Consider the following 20,812-nt stretch of genomic DNA (forward strand, 5'->3'; position numbering starts at 1 on the left):
GCCGCCTCGGGCCGGGTGGTGTCATCTAGGGGTGCGAGCCCGCCGCCGGGCCGGTGCGGGGACCTCGGGCCCCGGCGGGCCGCACGCCTTCACTCGGTCAGGACGCGGATCGGCGCCCCCGCCTGGAAGGCCGCGATGTCCTCGACCGCGTCGCCGTAGAAGATCTCGTAGGTCTCCCGGGCGACGAAGCCGATGTGCGGCGTGAGGACGGCGTTGTCCATCGTCCTCAGTGGATGGTCGGCGGGGAACGGCTCGGTGTCGTAGACGTCGAGCGCCGCGGCTCGGATCTCCTTGCGCCGCAACGCGTCCACCAGCGCGGCCTCGTCGACGATCGGGCCGCGCGAGGTGTTCACCAGCAAGGCCGTCGGCTTCATCGCGGCGAACTCGGCCGCGCCGACCAGCCCCCGGGTGCGCGCGCTGAGCACCAGGTGCACCGACAGCACGTCCGAGCGGGCGAACAGCTCCTCCTTGGACACCGCGGTGACGCCGTGCGGGTCCGCCTTCTCCTGCGTGAGGTTCTGGCTCCAGGCGATGGTCTTCATCCCGAAGACCTGCCCGATCTTCGCCGCGCCCGCGCCGAGCCTGCCGAGGCCGAGCAGGCCGAGCGTCTTGCCGTGCAGCATGGTGCCGACGGTGGTCTGCCAGCCACCCTCCCGCATGGACCGGAACTCCTGCGGCAGGTTCCGCGACGCGGCGAGGATCAGCGCCCAGGTGTGCTCGGCGGTCGGCTCGCCGATGTAGCCGGTGGCGGACACGACGACGCCGTTGCGCGTCGCGGCCCCGACGTCGATGGCGGCGTTGCGCTTGCCGGTGCTGACGAGCAGCTTGAGATCGGGCAGCCCGTCGAGCACCTCGGCCGGGAACCGGGTGCGCTCGCGCATCGCGACCACGCAGTCGAAGCCCTGCAGCTGCTTGACGACGTCGGTGAGGGGCTCGGTGAAGACCGTTATGTCGGCCTTGAGCGAATTCCAGTCTCCGAAGGTGAGAGCGACGTTCTGGAAGTCGTCGAGAATCGCGATGCGCATGGACCTCACGTTAGTCGGCGGCAAGCGGCCGAGCGCCCCAAGGCGGCCTTGGTTGCGTCACACGCACCGAAGGCCGCCTTGGTTGCGGCAGACGCACCGAAGGCCACATTGGGGCGCTTGGGGCTAGGCGCGCGGGACGAACACGTCCACCCGGACCAGGTGGTGGTCGGAGGCGTCGTTCAGCCGTGACAGCGGGTCGGACGCCACCGGCCAGAACACCTCCGCGTGCCACGGCAGCAGGCCCTTCGACGGCAGCACGTAGTCGGTCCGCAGGTTGCCCGGCGCGACGTCGTTGAAGTCGCCCGTGTCGTAGAACGGGTCGCTCTTCTGGCCGACGTTCGCCCCGCCCTGGACCTGCGCCGCCTCCACCGCGCCCTGGCTGCCCGGGTGCGTCTCGATCACGCGGCGCGCGTGCAGCAGCTGGTCGATCGCGCCCGGGACGCTGTCGCCGTCGAGCGGGTCGGAGTTGTTGTCGCCCGCCACGACGAAACGCTCCGCGGCACCCAAGCCGCCGCGGTGGCCGCCGTCGTCGTAGATGTAGCCGCCCTTGCCCGGTGTCACGTAGTCCGCCCAGAAGCGGATCTCGTCGTTGTTGCGGGTGCCGTTGCGGTCCTCCGGGCCGTCGAAGCTCGGCGGCGTCGGGTGCGACACCAGGAAGTGCACCGTCGAGCGGCCGATCTTCAGCGGCAGGTCCCAGTGCGACTTCGACGACAGCCGCAGCACGTTCAGCTCCGCCGGGCTGTACCAGTCGTGCGGGGCCGGGGTGGCCGGGTCGTCCGGCAGCAGCGCGCCCGGCGTGTCCTTCCACAGGAAGTGCTGGAACGTCCGCACGTGCGCGAGGTCGATCGGGTACTTCGACAGCACGAGCAGCCCGTACTGACCCTCGAACGCGCCGAAGCCCTGCGCGTCGTTGCCGCCGCCGACCGTGCCGCTGCGGTCAAGGTCGAAGCCCGTCGGGACACCCGTGTTGACCGGTGCCGTGTACGCGTACGGGTAGTCGATCGGCTGCGCGCCGTTCTGGCCGAGGGCCAGGTAGTTCTTCCGGAACAGGTCCGCGGCGGCGTTGCCGGGCACGTAGTCGAACTCGTTGATCAGCTGGACGTCGGCGCGGTTGCGCTGGACGACCTCGGCGACCTCGCGCGCCTGCGCGTTGTCCGGCGTGGACAGGTCGGTCACGAGCTGGCCGGCGGCGGCGCGGTTCAGCGAGGCGTTGAACGTGGCGAACCGGACGTGCTGTCCGGGGTGCGCGGATGCGGTGGCGGGCACGAAGAGCGCGACGAGCGCGGCGGCCGTCAGCCCGGCGGCGATGCGTTTCACGGTGGTACCTCCCAGTCGGCGGCCACCCTACCCTCTTGAACGCGTTCAAAAACCGCGCTACGGTACTTCTTGAACACGTTCAAAAGAGGAGGAACCATGGACCGAGTAGTCGTCGCCTACGCGCTCTACCTGCTGATCAGCATCCCGTTGACGGTGCTGGTGGCCCGCACCCTGAGCAAGCACGGCCGCACTTTCCTCGCCGAGGTCTTCGCCGACAGCCCCGGCCTGGCCAACGCCGTCAACCAGCTCCTGGTCGTCGGCTTCTACCTGGTCAGCCTGGGGTTCGTGACGCTCTTCCTGACCAGCCACGCCGACGTCGCCACCGCGCGGGAGGTGTTCGAGCTGCTCTCGGTGAAGGTCGGCGTCGTCGCGCTGATCCTCGGCGCGATGCACCTGACCAACGTGCTGGTCTTCAACGGCATCCGGCGCCGCCACCTGGCCCCGAAGCCCGCCGCCCCGCCGCTGCCCCTGCCCTACCCCGGCACTCCGCAGGTCCCGCCCTTCCCCGCGCGCTGACGTGCTCGGCGCTAACGTGCAGCGCGTGGCCAAGAGCGAGGAAACGCGGTCCCTGATCGTCACGACCGCGATGCGGCTGTTCACCGAGAACGGCTACGACCGCACGACGATGCGCGCGATCGCCGCCGAAGCGGGGGTCTCCGTCGGGAACGCGTACTACTACTTCTCGTCGAAGGAACAGCTCATCCAGGGCTTCTACGACGAGATCGCCCGGCAGCACCTCGCCGCCGCGCGCCCGCTGCTGGACCGCGAGACCGGCTTCGCGGCCCGCCTGAAAGACGTGCTGCTGTGCTGGCTCGACATCGCCGAGCCCTACCACCGCTTCGGCACGCAGTTCTTCGTCAACGCGGCCGACCCGGAGTCGCCGCTGAGCCCGTTCAGCGACGACTCCTCGGCCGCCCGCGACGCGTCGATCGGCCTCATGCGCGAGGTCGTCGACGGCTCCGACGTCAAGCTCGACCCCGAACTGCGGGCGCAGCTGCCCGAGCTGCTGTGGCTCTACCAGATGGGCGTGGTGCTGTTCTGGGTCCACGACCGCTCGGCCGGGACGAAGCGCAGCCGGATGCTGGTCGAGCGCAGCGTCCCGCTGCTGGCGAAGCTGGCCGCACTCTCCCGGCTGCGGGTGTTCCGGCCGGTCAGCCGGGAGATCGTCGACCTGATCCAGGACCTCGCCAAGCGGGATTGACCGCCCGGAAGTACAGGAACCGCGGCTTCGTCCGCAGGTTCGCCGCCCACTCCGGGTCGGCCTCGTCGGCTTCGGCCACCGGCATCGGCTCGGCCAGGCGGTCGACGGCGAACCCGGCGTCGCGGACCGCCTGGAACGTCCAGCTCAGCGGACGGCGGTAGAACCGCACGACCTGTCCGGGCGGGAACTCGTCTTCGAGCAGCTCCACCTCGAAGTAGTTCTCCTTCCCGAACCAGCGCCAGTCCTCGCCCGGGTGGTGCACCGAGAACACCAGCACCCCGCCGGGTTTCAGGACGCGGCGGAACTCCGCCAACGTCGGGCCCCAGTCCTTCACGTAGTGGAGCACCAGCGACGCCGTGAGCACGTCGACAGACCCGGACTCCACCGGCAGCGGCCGCGTGATGTCGGCGACCTCGAACCGGGCGACGTCGCCGAACTTCCGGCGCGCGACGGCGACCATGCCCGCGCTCGCGTCCACGCCCACGACGTCCGCGCCGCGCTCGGCCAGGAGCGCGCTGAGGTGCCCGGCCGCGCAGCCGACGTCCAGGACGCGCTTGCCCGCGACATCCCCGGCGAGGTCCAGGATCGCGGGCCGGTCGTAGAGGACGTTCGTGACGGACTTCTCGGCGTGCTCGGCGTAGGCCTCGCTGTGGCCGTCGTACTGCTCGGCCCGGGCGCGGCCGAGGATCTCCTCGACCACCTCGGTCTTGGCGTCGGCGTAGTTCTGGATGTACTTCCACGTCTTCGCGGCGAGCTCGCGCTTCTTCGCCGCGTACAGCGCCAGCTCTTCCGGGTGCGACCGGAGCCGGTCGCGGAAGAGCCGGTAGCGCGGTGTCTGGCCGTTGCCCGGCGAATACACGTGGAGGTTGATGTTCGTGTCCGGGCCCTTGAAGCAGCGGTGCTTCTCCCAGTCCGGCTCGCGGATGACGAGCCGGTAGCCCGCCGCCTCCAGCGCCGGGAGGTAGGCGTCCTCGTCGTCGGTGTCCGGCACCTCCAGGAGGATGTCGACGATCGGCTTGGCGCACAGCCCCGGCACCGACGTCGAGCCGACGTGCTCGAGGACGAGCACCCGCTCCCCCAGCACGCCGCGGATCCGCTCGGCTTCGCGTTCGAAGAGCTCCGGCCACCGCGGGTCGTAGTCGACGAGCGTGACGGTCGAGTTGAGCTTCCGGCGCGTCGCCGACCCAGCCGTCCTGGATTTGCTCGTCGCTCAACGCTTCTTGGCTGGTCATTCCGGTAGACCCCCTTCTCGAAGGCAGTCCGCCAGAATATCGGACCTTGTCCAGGGGTTTTCGTCAGTCGATCGGCAGCGGCAGCAGGTTCCCGGTCGCTTCGCGCAACGCGTCGCGCATCGCCGCCCGCGGTGCCGGGCGGCCGGTGAAGTGCTCGGCCTGCCCGAACGCCTGGTGCAGCAACATGTCCAGGCCGGTCGCCAGCCGTCCGCCGCGCTCGGCGACCGCTTCGGCCAGCGGCGTCGGCCACGGGTGGTAGATGACGTCGAGGACGTGCGCGACCGCCGCGAGGTCGGCCACGTGCGGGACGACCGCGTCCGGCGGGACGGTGTTCACCAGCACCGCGGCTGCGCCCGCCAACGCCGCGAAGTCCGTGTCAGCCCAGCGAAGCACGTCGACGTCGAGCGAAGCCCGCTTCGCCGCGTCGAGGGTTTCCGCGGCCCGCGCGGGATCCCGGACGACCAGGCGCACCTGCCGCACCCCGAGGGCCGCGAGGCCGACGACCGATGCGGCCGCCGTGCCGCCCGCGCCGAGCACGACCGCGGTGTCCGACGGCGCCGGTTCGTAACCGCCCGCCGCGCGCAGGGCACCCGTGACGCCGTCGACGTCCGTGCAGTCCGCCAGCCAGCCCTTCGCCGTGCGCACCAGGGTGTTGGCCGCGCCGACGGCGGCCGCGCGCGGCGTCACCTCGTCCGCGTGGTCCAGCGCCGCGCGCTTGCCCGGCATGGTGACCGAGAGGCCGGCCCACTCCGGGCCGAGGCCGTCGACCAGGCCTGGCAGCTCGTCGGCGCCGGTTTCGATGCGCTCGTAGGTCCAGCCGCTCAGGCCGAGCGCGGCGAACGCGGCGCCGTGCAGCACCGGCGACAGCGAGTGCGCCACCGGCTTGCCCAGCACGGCGGCCTTCCGGGGTTCAGATGACACCGCGTTGCCTGGCCAGGTCCCGGTTCCTGTTGTGCTCGTCGTTCGTCACCGCGAAGCAGGACAGGCCGTTCTTCTCGCACTTGACGAAGTAGACCCAGTCCCCGGCCACCGGGTGCACGGCCGCCTGGATGGCGTCCGCGCTCGGCACCGAGATCGGCGTCGGCGGCAGCCCGGTGTTCTTGTAGGTGTTGTAGGCACCGGACTTGACGCGGTCGGCTTCGTCCGTCAGCAGTGTCGGCCGGTCGAGCACGTAGTTGACCGTGGAGTCCATCTGCAGCCGCATGTTGATCGCCAGCCGGTTGTAGATCACCCGCGACAGCTTGCCGAAGTCGGCCTTCACGGCCTCGCGCTCGATGATCGAGGCGATGATCAGCGTCTGGTACGGCGTCATGCCGGGGCCGGTCGACTGCGGGCTCAGCCCGGCGTTCTGGATCGCCTCGGTGGAGGAACGCACCAGCTGCCCGAGGATCTCCTGGGCGGTCGCGCCCGGCCGGACGTCGTAGAGCCCCGGCGCGATCAGGCCCTCCAGCCTGCGGTCCTTGCGGTCGGCCTTGTTGGCGGGCTCGATCGCCCAGTCCGGGACGCCGAGCGCCTTGAGGTCCGCCGCGTCGACGGCCTTGCGCAGGTCGTCGGCGGAGACGCAGGTGCTCTTGCCGTTCAGCTGCGCGCACGACGCCTTCGCCATCAGGCTGTACACGCCGGGCGTGACCTTGCCGTCGGGCTGGGTGATGTCGTCGAACTGCGTGTACGGCCGGATTTCCAGCTGCCCGACGCGCGAGCCGGCGGCGGTGATCCGGTCGACGGCGCTGGCGCCGGACATGTGCGACTTCATCACGTAGAAGCCGTGCTGGATCCGGGCCAGCTTCGGGTTGTCCTCGCCGGCCTTCACGAAGGCCTTGCCGCTGGCGACGATGCCCGCCGAGGCGAGCTTCGCGCCGATCGCCGACGTCGAGTCGCCGTCGTCGACCTGGAACAGCACGTCGCCGTCGCCGGAGCCTTCGAAGTCCTCGTAGCCGAAGATCTTGGTGAAGCCGTAGTAGGCGCCGCCGGCGAGCAGCACGATCACGACGAGCGCGGCGACCCAGCCGAACGCGCGCTTGCCCTTCTTCTTGCGGGGCTTGGCCGGCTCGTCTTCGTAGTCGTCGTACTCGTCGTATTCAGCGTCGTCGTAGTCCGCGTACTCGTCGTCGTACTCGTCGTACTCCGCGTACTCGTCGTCCTCGGCGAAGAACTCGCCGGGCTCTTCGTGCGCCGGTTCCGGCGGGGCCTGGGCGGGGATGATGTCGGTCGGCGGTTCCTCGCGTACCGGCGGGGGCGGCGGGCGGCGCCGCCGGGGCGGCTCCAGACCGGGTTCGGGCACGCCGACAGACCGGTCACCCGGCTGGACGGGCCGCCGCGGGGGTTCCGGCGCCCCGCGCCGGGGGTCGGCGTCGGGGTCGAGGGCCGCGCGACGGCGGCGCGATTCGGCGGATTCGCCCTGGTCGGGCGCGGGACGACGTCGACCGGCGGGCGGCTCAACGGCTTCGACCGGCTCAGGCGCGCCACGACGACGACCAGCGGGCGGCTCGACCGCTTCGACCGGCTCGGGCTCGGCCCGGCGGCGGCGCCGCGGGACCGGCGCTTCGTCCGGCGTGCCCCGGAGACGGGCGGCCTGCGCTTCGGCGGCCTCGTCCAGGTCGCGCATCGCCTGCTGACGGCGGGCCGCGTCGGCCTCGGCCAGCTCTTCGGGACTCGGGCGGCGACGGCGGGCGTCCGCCGCCTCGTCCGGCTGCGGTGCGGGACGGCGGCGGCGCGGCTGCTCCTCGGGGACCGCGCGGCGGCTCCCGGGGTCGGCGGCGTCCGGCGCCGCGCGGCGGCGACGCGGAGCCGGGGGTTGCGCGTCGGCACCGTCGTCGAGGCCGTGGCGGGCGCGGGCCGGGCCCGAGGGCTCCGCCTCGCGCGGGTCGAACTCGTCGTCGGCCGGGGGCAGTGGGGCCGGGGGTTCCAGGCGACGGCGACGGCCGGTGGGCGGCGCGTCGTACCCGGGCTGCGCCCGACGGGACGGCTGCGGCAGCTCGTGCGGGCCGCTGTGGCGCGCGGGCTGCTCGTGGTAGCCGCTCGAGCGCGGGTCGGCGCGACGCGGCGCGGGCCGGGACGGCGGCGGCGTGGCCGGTCCCGGTTCGCGCAGGCGCCTGCGCCCGCGTGAAGGCTCAGGTGGCAGCTCGTTCATCGGTCTCCCTCCCGGGCGCGGTGCGCAGCGGCGGCGTCGATCCAGGCCTGCAGGATCTCCACGGCGGCGGCCTGGTCGACCACCGCGCGCTGCTTGCGGCCTTTGACCCCGCGCTGGGAGAGGATGCGGGATGCGGTGACCGTGGTCAGCCGCTCGTCGCCCAGCCGGACCGGCACGGGCGCTATCCGCCCGGCCAGGCGTTCAGAATACGCGATCGCCAGCTCGGCCGCCGGGCCCTGCCGGTTGGCGAGCGTTCTCGGCAGCCCCACGATCACCTCGACCACCTCGTGCTCGGTGACGAGGGCGGCCAGCTGGTCCAGATCACTGTCGTCGGTCGCATCGCGGGAGAGGGTAACCAATGGCGACGCCAGCATGGGGGCCGGATCGCTCAGCGCCACCCCGACCCGGACGGATCCGACATCGACGCCGAGCCGACGGCCGCGCCCCGGATCGCCCTCTCCGGGCCGGTCCGGGGCGCGGTTTCCGCGGTTAACCAATGCCGGCAATCGCCGAACGCAGCGCCGTGACCGCCTCGGCCGCGCCGGCCGGGTTCGTGCCACCGCCCTGGGCCATGTCGGGCTTGCCGCCGCCCCGGCCGCCGATCTTCTCGGCGAACGACGGGACGAGCTTGCCCGCGGCGATGCCCTTGTCCTGGGCCGCCTTGGTCGTCGCGACGACGAAGCTCAGCTTCTCGCCGGACGGCGAGAACAGCGCCACCACGCCGGGCCGCGAGCCGAGCCGGCCGCGGATGTCGGAGGCGAGGGCGCGCAGGCCGTTGCCGTCGACGTCCGGGACGACTTCGGCCACCACCGTGACGCCGCCGATCTCCTGGGCCTTGTCGACCAGGGCACCCGCCGAGCCCAGCACCTGCTGGGTCTTGAGCTGCGCGATCTCCTTCTCGGCGTTCTTCAGCCGGGTCAGGACGTCGTCGATGCGGCCGGGCAGCTGGTCCGACGGCACCTTGAAGGTGTTCGCCAGCTGCGACACCAGCAGCTGCTCCTTGCGGACGTACTTCAGCGCGTCCGTGCCGACCAGCGCCTCGACGCGGTGCACGCCCGAGCCGATGGAGGCGTCGGAGACGAGCTTGACCAGGCCGAGCTGGCCGATCCGCTCGACGTGCGTGCCACCGCAGAGCTCGCGCGAGTAGTCGCCCATGTCGACCACGCGGACGTCGTTGCCGTACTTCTCGCCGAACAGCGCGACCGCGCCGAGCTCGAGGGCCTTGTCCTTGGTCGTGGTGTAGCTCTGCACCTCGACGTTGGTCTGCAGGTAGTCGTTGACCTCCTGCTCGACCTCGGTCAGCACGTCCGCCGACACCGAGCCCGGCGTGGTGAAGTCGAACCGCATGCGGCCCGGCGAGTTCAGCGAGCCCGCCTGCGCCGCGCGCTTGCCGTACGCGCCGCGCACAGCCGCGTGCACCAGGTGCGTCGCGGAGTGCGAACGCTCGATGGACAGGCGGCGGTGCGCGTCGACCGAGCCGGTCAGCTTCGTGTCCAGGCCGACCTCGCCGTCGACCACCTCGACGCGGTGCACGAACAGGCCGGGGACGATCTTCTGGACGTCCAGGACCTTCAGCTCGACGCCGTCGCCGACCAGCACGCCGGTGTCGGCGACCTGGCCACCGCTCTCGGCGTAGAACGGCGTCCGGTCGAGGACCAGCTCCGCCTTCTTGCCCGCGGACACGCTGCGCACCGGCTGCCCGTCTTCGAGCAGCGCGACGACCGTCGCCTCGGCCTGCAGGTCGGTGTAGCCGAGGAACTCCGTTTCGCCGTGCTGCTCCAGGACCTTGCGGTACTCCGAGAGGTCGCCGTGGCCGGTCTTGCGGGCCGCCGCGTCCGCCTTCGCACGGGTCCGCTGCTCGTTCATGAGCGTGCGGAAGCCCTCTTCGTCGACGGTCAGGCCCTGCTCGGCCGCCATCTCCAGGGTCAGGTCGATCGGGAAGCCGTAGGTGTCGTGCAGCTGGAACGCCTTGTCGCCGGCCAGCACGTCGCCGCCGCCGCGCTTGGTCTCCTCGGCCGCCATGTCGAAGATGCGCGAGCCGGAGGTCAGGGTCGAGAGGAACGCCTCCTCCTCGATCCGGACGACCTCGTTGATGCGGTCGAAGCCGGAGACCAGCTCGGGGTAGGTCGGGCCCATCGTGTCGCGCACGACCTTCGCGAACTCCTGCAGCACCGGCTCCTGCACGCCCAGCAGGCGCGTGGAGCGGATGATGCGGCGCAGCAGGCGGCGCAGCACGTAGCCGCGGCCGTCGTTGCCCGGGGTGACGCCGTCGCCGATCAGCAGGACGCCGGTGCGGGCGTGGTCGGCGATGACGCGGAAGCGGACGTCGTCGGCGTGGTTGCTGCCGTAGCGGCGGCCCGAGAACTCCTCCGCGCGGCCGATCACCGGGCGCACGAGGTCGGTCTCGTAGACGTTCTCGACGCCCTGCAGGATCGTCGCGACGCGCTCGACGCCCATGCCGGTGTCGATGTTCTTCTTCGGCAACTCGCCGATCGGCTTGTGGCCCAGCTTCGGGCTCAAGTCGCCGCGGACGTCCTGCATGAAGACGAGGTTCCAGATCTCGATGTAGCGGTCCTCGTCCGCGACCGGGCCGCCCTCGCGGCCGTACGCCGGGCCGCGGTCGTAGTAGATCTCCGAGCAGGGACCACCGGGACCGGGCACACCCATGTCCCAGTAGTTGTCCTTGCCGTCGCGGGACTGGATCCGCTCGCCGGGCAGGCCGGTGAGCTTGCGCCACAGCCCGGCCGCCTCGGAGTCGTCGTTGTAGACGGTCGCCCAGATGCGATCGGGGTCGAGGCCGTAGCCGCCTTCGCTCTGGGGCTTGGTGATCAGCTCCCAGGCGTACTCGATGGCGCCTTCCTTGAAGTAGTCGCCGAAGGAGAAGTTGCCGGCCATCTGGAAGAACGTGTTGTGCCGGGTGGTCTTGCCGACCTCGTCGATGTCCGGCGTGCGCACGCACTTCTGGACGGAGGTCGCGCGCGGGTACGGCGGCGGCGCCTCACCGAGGAAGTACGGCTTGAACTGCACCATGCCGGCATTGACGAACAGCAGGTTCGGGTCGTCGAGGATCAGCGGCGCGCTCGGCACGCGCGTGTGGCCCTTGCTCTCGAAATGGCGCAGGAAACGATCGGTGATTTCGTGTGTGTCCACGGGTCAGTCCTTGTGCTGGTGACGACGAACGGGGTCGGGCGGCGGCGGCGAAGGGTTTCCGGGCAGGCCCGGATCAGCCCTCCGCCCGGCGAGCTCGCCGGACCGGGCGCCGGGCGGCAGCCGCGTGCCGTCCTTCGGCGCGGGGCGCCGAGACGCCCGTCCGCTCCTCGACCATGTCGTGCAACTCCTGCTCCCGCTCGTTCATGCCCGCGCGCACCTCCGCGCCGAACGAACCCACGGCGCCCGCCAGCTCGCGCACGGCGTCCCCCAGGTTCGATGCTAACCCGGCCGGGGTGGCCTGACGAGCGGTTTCGGCGGCCTTGCGGGACAGCGCGACGCCGGCGACCACGCCGACGCCGAGCCAGAACAGCCGCCTCATTTGCCGGCCTTCTTCGCGGCCTTGAGCGCGCTCTTCTTCTTGCGCGCCTTGATCGCCTTGCTGATGCCGTAGGACAGCGCCGCGGTCTTGACCAGCGGGCCGCCCAGCGTCGCGGTGAACACCGACGTCAGCGCGGAGACGTTCCCGGTGACGGCCTGGGCGTTCGATGTGATGCCGTCGACCCGCTCCAGCTGGGTGTTCACGTGGGTGATGGTCTGGTTCGCGCCGATCAGCAGCGGGTCGGTGTTGCTGTTGGTGCGCTCGATCGCCTCGGTGGCCGCGTCCAGCGTCTTGCCGAGCTTGATCAGCGGGATCGCCAGCAGGACGACCAGCACCACGAATGCTCCTGCGGCGATCAACGCGGCGATCTGCCCTGCCGACACGGGCCCTCCTCGGTTCACGGGTCTTGGGTGCCGATGAGGTTACCGCCTGGCCGGGTCCCCGACCGTGTCACCCCGTCGCGCCCGGAAAACCCTTCGCCCCGGGTCGCCGCGGGGCGGTACACCTGGGCGATGGCACACGACGAGGGGCCCGGGCGCCGGGTCCTTTCCGGGCCGGGCGGATCCGCCGCCGACGTCCTGTCCGGGCTGCCCGGCGCCGACCTGACCACGGTGCAGCTGGAGGTGGCGCGCCGTCGCGCGGCCCGGCTGGTCGGGCCGGACGTGCTGCGCCGGCACCGGACCGACCGGTTCACGGGACCGAGCCCGCTGCCGTTCGCCGTGCTGCGCCGGGTGGAAGACGCCGTGGTGGGCACGGCGACGGCCTTCGACCTGGTGACCCTCTCGCCGCTCGTCCCGCTCGGCACCCATTCGGCCGTGGCCGGGGTGTCCCAGCACCGGGTGGTGCCGACCGGCCGCGGCACCGAGGTCGCCGCCGACCCCACCACCGGCCTGGCCCTGGAGGCGGCGGTCCGGCGCTCGGCGGAGGACGTCGTCCGCTTGGCCACGGTGCAGCGCGTGGTGCGGGCCCAGCCGGTCCCGGCGGGGTTGTTCGCGCACTTTTCGTTGTTCGGCGCGGTGACGGCCGGCCGGGACTCCGGCGACCTGGCCTTCGAGCGGCGGCACCTGGCCGAGCACGCCGGAATGCTCGCCGCCGCCTGCCGGGCGCTGGGCGCGTCCGCGGTCGAGCTGGCCGTGACGGTGCTCGACCCCCGGTTCGAGGGCCTGCTCGACGCGGTGCCGGACGTGCCGGTCCGTCCGTTCCCGGACCGCGAAGGCGGGCGAGGCGGGTACTACGAGGGCCTGTGCTTCAAGGTGTACGCGTCGTTCGGCGATGAGCTCGCCGAAGTGGGCGACGGCGGCTTCACGCCGTGGACGCGGCGGCTACTGGGCAACGCGAAGGAACGCCTCTTGACGAGCGCCCTGGGCGTGGACCGGCTCGCGACGCTCCTCCCGGCCCCGGCCTGAAGCGCCCCAAGGCGGCCTTGGTTGCGTCTGACGCACCGAAGGCCGCCTTGGGTGCGTCAGACGCACCGAAGGCCACATTGGGGCGCTTGGGGCCGGGCGGTCAGGAACCTTTGAGCACTGCTCGGTAGAGCGCGGCCATGTCCTCGTCGCCGTGACCGGCGTCCACCGCCGCCTCCAGGTGCGCGAGAACCGCGCGGGCGCCCGCCACGTCCACGTCGTCGCCCGCGGCCTCCACCACCAGGCGGGCGTCCTTCGCCGCCAGCCCGGCCGGGAACGACGGCGGGTACTCCCCCGACAGCATCGCGCCGCCCTTGAGGTGCGCGTAGCCCACGTCGAGGCCGCCGCCCTCGATCGTCTCCAGGAACAACGCCGGATCCAGCCCCAGCGCCCGCGCCAGGCCCAGGCTCTCGGCCGTGGCGTTGGTCAGCGCCAGCACCCACGCGTTCAGCACCAGCTTGAGCTTGCTCCCCTGCCCCGCCGGGCCGAGCCACCGCGTCTTCAGGCCGACCGCGTCGAACACCGGCGTGGCCTTCGGGCGGGCTTCCTCCGGGCCGGACGCCAGGATCTGCAGCTGCGCCTGCTCCGCGGGCTGCCGGGTGCCGAGCACCGGCGCGTCGACGAACACCACGCCCGCCTTCTCGGCCATGGCGGCGAGGCGGTCGGTCCAGTCGAGGCCGACCGTGCTCATCTGCAGCCACAACGTCCCCGAAGCGGGCGAAGCGGCTTCGAACGCCGAAGCGACCGCGGGCCCGTCGGAGAGCATCGTCACCAAGATGTCCGCGCCGTCAGCGGCCGCGGCGGCCGAACCGGCGACGGTGGCGACGTCGGCGAGGGGCTCGGCCTTCGCCGCGGTCCGGTTCCAGACCCGGACGTCGAGGCCCGCCTTCGCGAGGTTCGCCGCCATCGGGGCACCCATGATCCCGGTTCCGAGAAACGCGACAGTCATGCCGCCATCGTGCCGAAGACGCGCCGCGCCCGCGCGCTCAGCCGACCGGCTGCGGCGGCGCGTTCTGCCCGGTGCGCTCCAGCTTGTGCCACGGCAGCCGGGCGCCGGCGAACGCCGTCATCACCGACTGGACGACCACCAGGTACATCAGCTGCCGGTAGACGAACTGCTGCAGCGGCAACGCCCACAGCGGGCCGAGGCGCTCGCCGTCGAGCCGGAACGCGATGATCCCGGGCACCAGCTGCATCAGCAGGAACACCAGCCAGTAGCCCAGCGCCGTGGTCCAGTCCCCGGCCAGCGCGCCGAACACCGCGGCGACGTCCACCAGCGGCGCCAGCATCGGCAGCACCACCTGGAACAGCACCAGGTACGGGATGCCGCGGCGGCCCAGCCGGCCCGCCGCGCCGCCGCGCAGCACGGCGCCGCGGTGCTTCCACACCGCCTGCAGCGTGCCGTAGCACCAGCGGTAGCGCTGCTTCCACAGCTGGCCGAGCGTCGCCGGCGCCTCGGTCCAGGCGCGGGCCTCCTGCTCGTAGACCACCCGCCAGCCGTCCTGCTCCAGCAGCATCGTCAGGTCGGTGTCCTCGGCGAGGGTGTCCTCCGGGACGCCGCCGAGGTCCAGGACCGCCGAGCGGCGGAACGCGCCGACCGCGCCCGGCACGGTCGGCATGCACTCGAGCACGTCGTACATGCGCCGGTCGAGGTTGAAGCCGATGACGTACTCGATGTGCTGCCAGCGCCCGAGCAGCCCGCCGCGGTTGCCGACCTTGGCGTTGCCCGACACCGCGCCGACGCGCTCGTCGGCGAACGGCCGGATCACCGCGCTCACCGTGCCCGGCTCGAGCACGGTGTCGCCGTCGACCATGACGACCAGCTCTGTGCGCGCCGCGGCCAGCCCGGTGTTGAGCGCGGCCGGTTTGCCCGCGTTGACCTGGCGGATCAGCTGAACCCGGCGCGAGCGGAACCGTTCGACGACCTCGGCGGTGCCGTCGGTGGAGCCGTCGTCGACCACGATCACCCAGACCGGGTGGTGGTCGGAGGCGAGGATCGAGCGGATGGTCGCCTCGATCCCGGCTTCCTCGTTGTAGGCCGGGACGATGACGGTGACCCCGGCGCGGGCCCGCACCCGCCGCCGGTTCCGGTGCCGCCGCACGTGGACGGCGGTGGTCACGAGGATCAGGACCGTCCGCAGCACGGCGATGGCGCTCGCCACGATGAGCAGCCAGCGCATCGCGGCGGCGAGCAGGCCGGCGAGCCCGACGGCGCCGACCAGCAGCCACCCGCCCGCCCGGCTCGCCGGGTCGGCCTTGCCGACGGCCGCGCTGACCCCGGTGGCGCCGCTGACCGTGTCGAACTTCCAGCCCGAGGCCTGCAGGCGCGGCAGCAGCTCGTCCAGCGCGGCGACGGTCTCGCTCCGGTCGCCACCCGCGTCGTGCATCAGCACCACGGCGCCGCGGTCGTCTTTCGGCGTCGCGTTCGCGACGATCCCGGCCACGCCGGGGCGCCGCCAGTCCTGACTGTCCAAATCGGACAAAACGACGAGACGGCCTTCGGCGCCGATCCGCCGCATCGACGCCCACGCGGCGTCGTCGATGGCGTCCGTCGTGGCCGAGTACGGCGGCCGGACCAGGGACGTGCCGATCCCGGCGGCGCCGGCCAGCGCCAGGTCGGTGGCCCGCAGCTCCAGCTTCGCCCGCAGGTCGCCGTCGACGCGCAGGTCGGAGTGGGTGGCGGTGTGGTTGCCGATTTCGTGGCCCCTGGCCAGGATCTCGCGGACCAGCTCCGGGTACCGGGCGGCGTTCGCGCCAGTGACGAAGAAGGTGGCGTGCGCGTGGTGCGCGTCGAGGACGTCCAGCACGCGCGGCGTCCACTCGGGATCCGGGCCGTCGTCGAAGGTCAGCGCCAGCGTCTTGGCTTTAGGGCGCAGTTCGACGGGGTGGTCGTCGCGGGCGTCGATGACGGGGCCGCCGTCGCGAACCTCCGCCGGGACCGCGCTCGTCCCGCCCGCCGGCGGGTCTTCCCCGCTGCCGAAGCCGCCCGTGACGAGCAGGTTCAGGCCGAGCAGCACCGCGACGGCGGTGACGACCGTGCCGAGGAGCACCCAGTGCGCCTTCGGGGGCGGGGTGCGGTGGTGCCGGGCCAACGTGCGTTCCGTTCCTGACGTCGTCAGTGCCCGTTGCCGGGCGGGGTCGTCCTGGTCTGCCCCGGCGGTTCGACGGGGGCGCGGGAGTTGCGGCGCGTGGACGTCGGCGGCGCCGTCGTCGCGGAGGGGGCGGAAGTCGTGGCCACCGACGGCGAACGGTCCGGCCTGGTCGACGGCGCTTCTGTCTTCGACGGGGTCTCCGACCGCTGCGCGCCCGTCGCCCGCCCGGCTTCTTCGGTGGTCGGCGGCGCGACGGAGGTGGCCTGCTCCGGGACGAACCCGGGCACTGGGATCAGCGCGGCGGTCGGGATCGGCGCGCCGAACAGCGCGGCCACGAACAGGCCGAGGTAGAGCAGGAGCCCGGCGCAGGCGGCGAGGGCGATCCGCCGGACGATGCGACGGCGCCGTCCGGTGGGGTCGACGAAAACGGGCTTGTTCGCCTCGTTTTCGCTTTCAAGATCAGGAAAGGCGGTCATCCGTACTCCGGTGGGGGAGCCCAACCCTAAACACCGGTGGCACAGCACGGAAACGGCGGGGACGGAATTCGACGAACCGTCACCGGCCGACTACAGCATTGCGGTGGAACACTTTCCGCCCGTTTTCACTACTGGTCAGTAGTCGCCGAGGAGGCAGAAGGGGTGACCGGCCGGATCGGCGTAGACGCGCCAGCCGCGCCCGCCGAGATCGGGATCGAGCAGCCGCCCGCCGTTCATCAGGACGACGCGGTGCGACTCCCGGAAGTCGTCGACTTCGAAGTCGAGGTGGAACTGCTGCGGGAAGGCGGGATCCGGCCAGTGCGGCGGCCGGTGGTCCGGCACCCGCTGGAACCCGAGGACGACCCCGTCGAAGTGCAGGGTGGAGAAGTCCTCGTCGACCCGCCAGCGCGGATCGGGCCGGTCCACTTCGCCGCCGGCCAGCGCCTGGTAGAAGCGGGCGAGCACGACGGGAACCGGACAGTCCAGGACGATGCACTGCAGCGTCGCGGGCACGGGGTGGCCTCCTGCCGTCGCCGGGTCCCGTCCCTTGCCGGGACCGCCTCGAAGGGCGCAGTCTACGAAACCCGAAGATCGCTCACGTCGCGGGGCGACGGTGGTGCGGCGCGGCTTCGGGAGGCGCTCGGCCGGGGTGTGGCGCCGCGGGTGACGGTGGTCCGGCGCAGCCTCGCAACTCCGCTCAGCCAGGGTGCGGCGCCGCGGGGCCGCCTGTGGTGGTGCGGTGCAGCATCGCGGCCCGCGGAGACGCTGGCCCCGCCCCGGATGGTGCCGCGGAGCTTCAGGCCCGCCCGGCAGGCGTGCGTTCCGCCACGGCCGCGCTGGCGCCAACCGCAGATCGCGCGGCCCAGCAACCGCTCGGCAGGCACGCCTCCCCCCGCCACCGCCGCCCTATCGCTCCCCCCGGATCGTGCGGCGCAGCTTCGGAACCCGCTCGGCGAGCGGCCGTTCCGCACCGCGCTGAGTCGGCTCGTAGTAATCCCGCCCCACCAGCTCGTCCGGCGGGTACTGCTGCGCCAGCACCCCCTCCGGCACGTTGTGCGGGTAGCGATACCCCTGCGCGTTGCCCAGCTTCTTCGCGCCCGCGTAGTGCCCGTCGCGCAGGTGCGGCGGGACCGTGCCCGCCAGCCCGGCTCGGACGTCGGCCAGTGCGGCGTCGATGCCCGTGATCACCGCGTTCGACTTCGGCGCCGTCGCCAGGTGGATCGTCGCCTGGGCCAGCGCCAGCCTGCCCTCGGGCATGCCGATGAACTGCACCGCGTGCGCGGCCGCGACGGCCGACTGCAACGCCGTCGGGTCCGCCATTCCGATGTCCTCGCTGGCGTGCACCACCAGCCGCCGGGCCAGGAACCTCGGGTCCTCGCCCGCCTCGATCATCCGGGCCAGGTAGTGCAACGCCGCGTCCACATCGGACCCGCGGATCGACTTGATGAACGCGCTGATCACGTCGTAGTGCTGGTCGCCGTCGCGGTCGTAGCGGACCGCCGCCTTGTCCACAGTGGACTCGACGATGGCGAGGTCGATCGTCTTCGCCTCGGTGGCCGACGCCGCGTCCGCCGCCGCCTCCAGCGCCGTGAGCGCGCGGCGCGCGTCCCCGCCCGCCAGCCGGACCAGGTGGGCTCGCGCGTCCTCGGTCAGCGTCAGCTCGCCGCCGAGGCCGCGCTCGTCGGTCAACGCCCGCTCGATCAGCGAGGCGATGTCGGCGTCGGTCAGCGGCCGCAGCTGCAGCACCAGCGAGCGCGAAAGCAGCGGCGAGACGACCGAGAACGACGGGTTCTCGGTGGTCGCCGCGACCAGCAGCACCGTGCGGTCCTCGACCGCGCCGAGCAGGGCGTCCTGCTGGGTCTTGGAGAACCGGTGCACCTCGTCGATGAACAGCACCGTGTTCTCGGTGTTGTACTGGCGCCGCCGCCGGGCCTCCTCGATGACCCCGCGCACCTCCTTGACGCCCGCCGAGAGCGCCGACATCGCGACGAACCGGCGGCCGGTGGCGATCGAGACGAGGTTGGCCAGCGTCGTCTTGCCCGTGCCGGGCGGGCCGTAGAGCAGCACGGACGCCGGCGCCGCGCCCTCGACCAGCCGCCGCAGCGGCGCGCCCTCCCTCAGCAGGTGCTGCTGGCCGACGACCTCGTCGAGCGAGCGCGGCCGCATCCGCACGGCCAGCGGGGAGCTGGCCGGGTCCGCCTGCGGTTCCCCCGCGTTCGACTCCGTGCGCTCCGGCGGGGGCGCCAAGTCGGCGTTCACGGTGAAGAGCTCGTCCTGTGCCACACGATGACGTTAACCGACACCCCCGACAGAACCGCTTGCCCCGGTCCTCCGGTCCGCGCTACCGTCGTGATGACTGGTTGACCGAAAGTGCAATTCCGGTCAACCAGTCAAACGCTCAACGGATCAGCAGGTGGAGACGCATGAGCCATCCCAACCGCGAGCGCGGCGACCGCATCCTGGACGCGGCGGGCGAGCTGCTGCTGCGCATGGGCTACCGCAAGGTGGCGGTCGACGACATCGCGCGCGCGGTCGGCATCGGCAAAGGCACCGTCTACCTGCACTGGCGCAACAAGGAGCTGCTGTTCCAGGCGCTGATGATGCGCGAATCGGCCGACCTGACCGACGAGATCCTGGCGCGGATCAAGGCCGACCCGGCGATGATCCTCCCGCACCGGATGATCTCGGCGTCGTTCCTCGCCACGCACTCGCGGCCGCTGGTGATGGCCATGCTGCGCGGCAACGCCGACATGTTCGGCTCGCTGGGCGACATCGCGTTGCGCAAGCAGCAGGACGAGCTGCGCACGCAGTTCGAGGAAGCGATGCTCCGGTACGGGCTGATCCGCTCGGACGTGCCGAACCTGACGTACGCGCTCAACGCCGCGACGCTCGGCTTCTACCTCGGCGACACGCTGTCCGACGAGTTCGTGGGCATTCCGCTGCAGGCGAAGGCCGACGTCCTCGCGCATCTGATCCGCACCGCGTTCGAGCCGCCGGGGGAACCCGACCCCGCGGCGGTGGAGGCCGTGGCGGCGGAGCTGGGTTCGGCGCTCGAGGAGCTCGTCTCGGGCTACCGGAAAGGGATCTACGAACACGATCCCGCCAAGGGTCCCGGCTGATCCCGGGGCCACACAGGGGAAAGGGGCGGAAATGACCACCACACCGGCGGACACCTGGGGACTCCACGAATCCCAGTTCTGGCTGCGGGGGAAGCAACCGGAGGAGCGGGTGCGGTTCGCGCCCGAGCTCGGCTTCTGGAACGTCTACGGGCACCCGGAGGCCGAGGAGGTCCTGCGCGACCCGGCGACGTTCTCCTCCGACACCACCCGGCTGGTGCCGAAGGAGATGATGCAGGACGCCGACCTGAAGGAGATGTCGGCGGGCAACCTGCTGCAGCTGGACCCGCCGCTGCACAACAAGATGCGCAAGCTCGTCAGCCGCGCGTTCACGCCGAAGGTCGTCGCGGACCTCGAGCCGCGCATCGCCGCGGTGACGAACGAGATGCTCGACGCCGCGGGCGGCGACGGGCGCCTGGAGCTGGTCGAAGACCTGGCCTACCCGTTGCCGGTGATCGTCATCGCGGAGCTGCTGGGGGTCCCCGCGAGCGACCGGCACCTGTTCAAGGGCTGGGTGGACAAGCTGTTCGAGTCCTCGGAGCAGTTCTCGCTCAAGGAGCAGACCAAGTCGCAGGAGGAGTCGGTCAAGAAGTCCCTGGAGGGCCAGAAAGCGCTTGCCGAGTACCTCGCCCAGCACGTCGACGAGCGGCGCGAGCGGCCTCGGGAAGACCTGCTGACGAAACTCGTCGAGGCCGAGGTCGACGGGGAACGCCTGACACGCAACGAAGTCGTCAACTTCGCGAACGTCCTGCTGCTGGCCGGCCACATCACCACCACGATGCTGCTCGGCAACGCGGTGCTGTGCCTGGACACGCATCCGGAGTGGGACCGGCGGGTGCGGGCGGACCGGTCGCTGGTGCCGCCGGCGATCGAGGAGTCGTTGCGGTACCTCTCGCCGTTCGCGGCGGTGGCCCGCACGGCGAACCGCGAGGTCGAGCTGGGCGGGGTGACCGTGCCGCCGGACCAGATGCTGCTGGTCTGGGTGGCGGCGGCCAACCGCGACGACCGCGTGTTCACCGACCCGGACACGTTCAACCCGCTGCGCGATCCCAATCCGCACCTGGCGTTCGGCCGGGGCATCCACTTCTGCATCGGGGCCCCGCTCGCCCGGCTCGAGGGCCGGGTGGCGCTGAACATCCTGTTCGACCGCTACCCGGCCTTGCGGACGATCCCGGGTGAACCGCCGAAGTTCCAGGTCAACCCGAACATGACGGGCGTGCGCGAGCTGCCGCTCACGACGGTGTAGCCCGGTTGCGCCCTGGGCGAAACTCCTCGTCCGGGGCGCTTCCGT

The 20,812-nt window shown here is 72.0% G+C and carries 18 protein-coding genes and 1 pseudogene; 5 read left to right on the top strand and 14 right to left on the bottom strand.

The genetic code is table 11. The features are described from left to right. Window positions 1-89: 89 nt before the first annotated feature. Together QP939_RS48755 and QP939_RS48760 are read right to left on the bottom strand one after the other, a co-directional pair. Window positions 90-1,025, bottom strand: coding sequence for a D-2-hydroxyacid dehydrogenase family protein (locus tag QP939_RS48755; RefSeq protein ID WP_285453775.1), 936 nt, complete (start codon window positions 1,023-1,025; stop codon window positions 90-92). 123 nt (window positions 1,026-1,148) lie between these two features. Then, window positions 1,149-2,342 (bottom strand): endonuclease/exonuclease/phosphatase family protein, encoded by a 1,194-nt coding sequence (locus tag QP939_RS48760; protein WP_285453776.1) that lies wholly within the window; start codon window positions 2,340-2,342, stop codon window positions 1,149-1,151. A 96-nt stretch (window positions 2,343-2,438) separates the two neighbouring features. Between QP939_RS48760 and QP939_RS48765 the strand changes: the two genes are divergently transcribed. Next, complete coding sequence (locus QP939_RS48765; RefSeq protein ID WP_285453777.1) at window positions 2,439-2,858, top strand: hypothetical protein; 420 nt, start codon at window positions 2,439-2,441, stop codon at window positions 2,856-2,858. A 25-nt stretch (window positions 2,859-2,883) separates the two neighbouring features. After that, a complete protein-coding gene (locus tag QP939_RS48770; protein WP_285453778.1) occupies window positions 2,884-3,543 on the top strand; it encodes a TetR/AcrR family transcriptional regulator in 660 nt (219 codons plus the stop codon). On the opposite strand, the pseudogene QP939_RS48775 reads toward QP939_RS48770, so the two are convergent. From QP939_RS48775 to QP939_RS48805, 7 genes and pseudogenes are all read right to left on the bottom strand, one after another. Next, window positions 3,494-4,775: pseudogene (locus QP939_RS48775) on the bottom strand (GrpB family protein). The gene QP939_RS48770 and the pseudogene QP939_RS48775 sit on opposite strands and share 50 nt — an antisense overlap. A gap of 63 nt (window positions 4,776-4,838) precedes the next feature. Next, on the bottom strand, window positions 4,839-5,669 hold the full coding sequence (locus tag QP939_RS48780) for a shikimate dehydrogenase (protein ID WP_285460015.1): 831 nt from the start codon (window positions 5,667-5,669) through the stop codon (window positions 4,839-4,841). A gap of 16 nt (window positions 5,670-5,685) precedes the next feature. Beyond that, window positions 5,686-7,905 (bottom strand): endolytic transglycosylase MltG, encoded by a 2,220-nt coding sequence (mltG, locus tag QP939_RS48785; RefSeq protein WP_285453779.1) that lies wholly within the window; start codon window positions 7,903-7,905, stop codon window positions 5,686-5,688. Then, window positions 7,902-8,402: a Holliday junction resolvase RuvX gene (gene ruvX, locus QP939_RS48790; RefSeq protein ID WP_285460016.1), complete on the bottom strand. Its 501-nt coding sequence runs from the start codon at window positions 8,400-8,402 to the stop codon at window positions 7,902-7,904. Before ruvX ends, mltG begins: the two co-directional genes overlap by 4 nt. Beyond that, entirely contained in the window at window positions 8,395-11,055 is a 2,661-nt protein-coding gene (gene alaS, locus QP939_RS48795) for an alanine--tRNA ligase (RefSeq protein WP_285453780.1), read from the bottom strand. The genes ruvX and alaS overlap by 8 nt, the downstream gene beginning before the upstream one ends. A 73-nt stretch (window positions 11,056-11,128) precedes the next feature. Beyond that, a complete protein-coding gene (locus tag QP939_RS48800) occupies window positions 11,129-11,434 on the bottom strand; it encodes a hypothetical protein (protein WP_125315864.1) in 306 nt (101 codons plus the stop codon). Further along, window positions 11,431-11,817, bottom strand: a complete 387-nt coding sequence (locus tag QP939_RS48805; protein ID WP_285453781.1) for a DUF948 domain-containing protein — start codon at window positions 11,815-11,817, stop codon at window positions 11,431-11,433. The genes QP939_RS48800 and QP939_RS48805 overlap by 4 nt, the downstream gene beginning before the upstream one ends. 129 nt (window positions 11,818-11,946) lie before the next feature. Here QP939_RS48805 and QP939_RS48810 point away from each other — a divergent pair, with 129 nt between their 5' ends. Further along, window positions 11,947-12,840 carry a hypothetical protein gene (locus QP939_RS48810; RefSeq protein WP_285453782.1) on the top strand — a complete coding sequence of 298 codons (894 nt, stop codon included), beginning with the start codon at window positions 11,947-11,949 and terminating at the stop codon, window positions 12,838-12,840. 100 nt (window positions 12,841-12,940) lie between these two features. Here the strand turns inward: QP939_RS48810 and QP939_RS48815 are convergent, their stop codons facing one another. The 5 genes from QP939_RS48815 to QP939_RS48840 form a co-directional block, all read right to left on the bottom strand. Continuing rightward, the gene (locus QP939_RS48815) at window positions 12,941-13,786 is read right to left on the bottom strand and encodes an NAD(P)-dependent oxidoreductase (protein WP_285453784.1); all 846 of its coding nucleotides are present in this window, start codon (window positions 13,784-13,786) and stop codon (window positions 12,941-12,943) included. 37 nt (window positions 13,787-13,823) lie between these two features. Continuing rightward, entirely contained in the window at window positions 13,824-15,887 is a 2,064-nt protein-coding gene (locus QP939_RS48820; RefSeq protein ID WP_352249569.1) for a bifunctional polysaccharide deacetylase/glycosyltransferase family 2 protein, read from the bottom strand. A gap of 65 nt (window positions 15,888-15,952) precedes the next feature. Then, window positions 15,953-16,405 (bottom strand): hypothetical protein, encoded by a 453-nt coding sequence (locus QP939_RS48830; RefSeq protein WP_285453789.1) that lies wholly within the window; start codon window positions 16,403-16,405, stop codon window positions 15,953-15,955. Window positions 16,406-16,540: 135 nt separating this feature from the next. Continuing rightward, a complete protein-coding gene (locus tag QP939_RS48835; RefSeq protein WP_285453790.1) occupies window positions 16,541-16,918 on the bottom strand; it encodes a VOC family protein in 378 nt (125 codons plus the stop codon). Between the two features lie 393 nt (window positions 16,919-17,311). Then, window positions 17,312-18,688: a replication-associated recombination protein A gene (locus QP939_RS48840; protein ID WP_285453791.1), complete on the bottom strand. Its 1,377-nt coding sequence runs from the start codon at window positions 18,686-18,688 to the stop codon at window positions 17,312-17,314. A 140-nt stretch (window positions 18,689-18,828) separates the two neighbouring features. On the opposite strand from QP939_RS48840, the gene QP939_RS48845 reads away from it, so the two are divergent. After that, window positions 18,829-19,524 carry a TetR/AcrR family transcriptional regulator gene (locus QP939_RS48845; RefSeq protein WP_285453792.1) on the top strand — a complete coding sequence of 232 codons (696 nt, stop codon included), beginning with the start codon at window positions 18,829-18,831 and terminating at the stop codon, window positions 19,522-19,524. Between the two features lie 31 nt (window positions 19,525-19,555). Then, window positions 19,556-20,767 (top strand): cytochrome P450, encoded by a 1,212-nt coding sequence (locus QP939_RS48850; protein WP_285453793.1) that lies wholly within the window; start codon window positions 19,556-19,558, stop codon window positions 20,765-20,767. Window positions 20,768-20,812 lie beyond the last annotated feature (45 nt).

This window comes from Amycolatopsis nalaikhensis (assembly GCF_030264295.1).
Lineage (GTDB): Bacteria > Actinomycetota > Actinomycetes > Mycobacteriales > Pseudonocardiaceae > Amycolatopsis > Amycolatopsis nalaikhensis.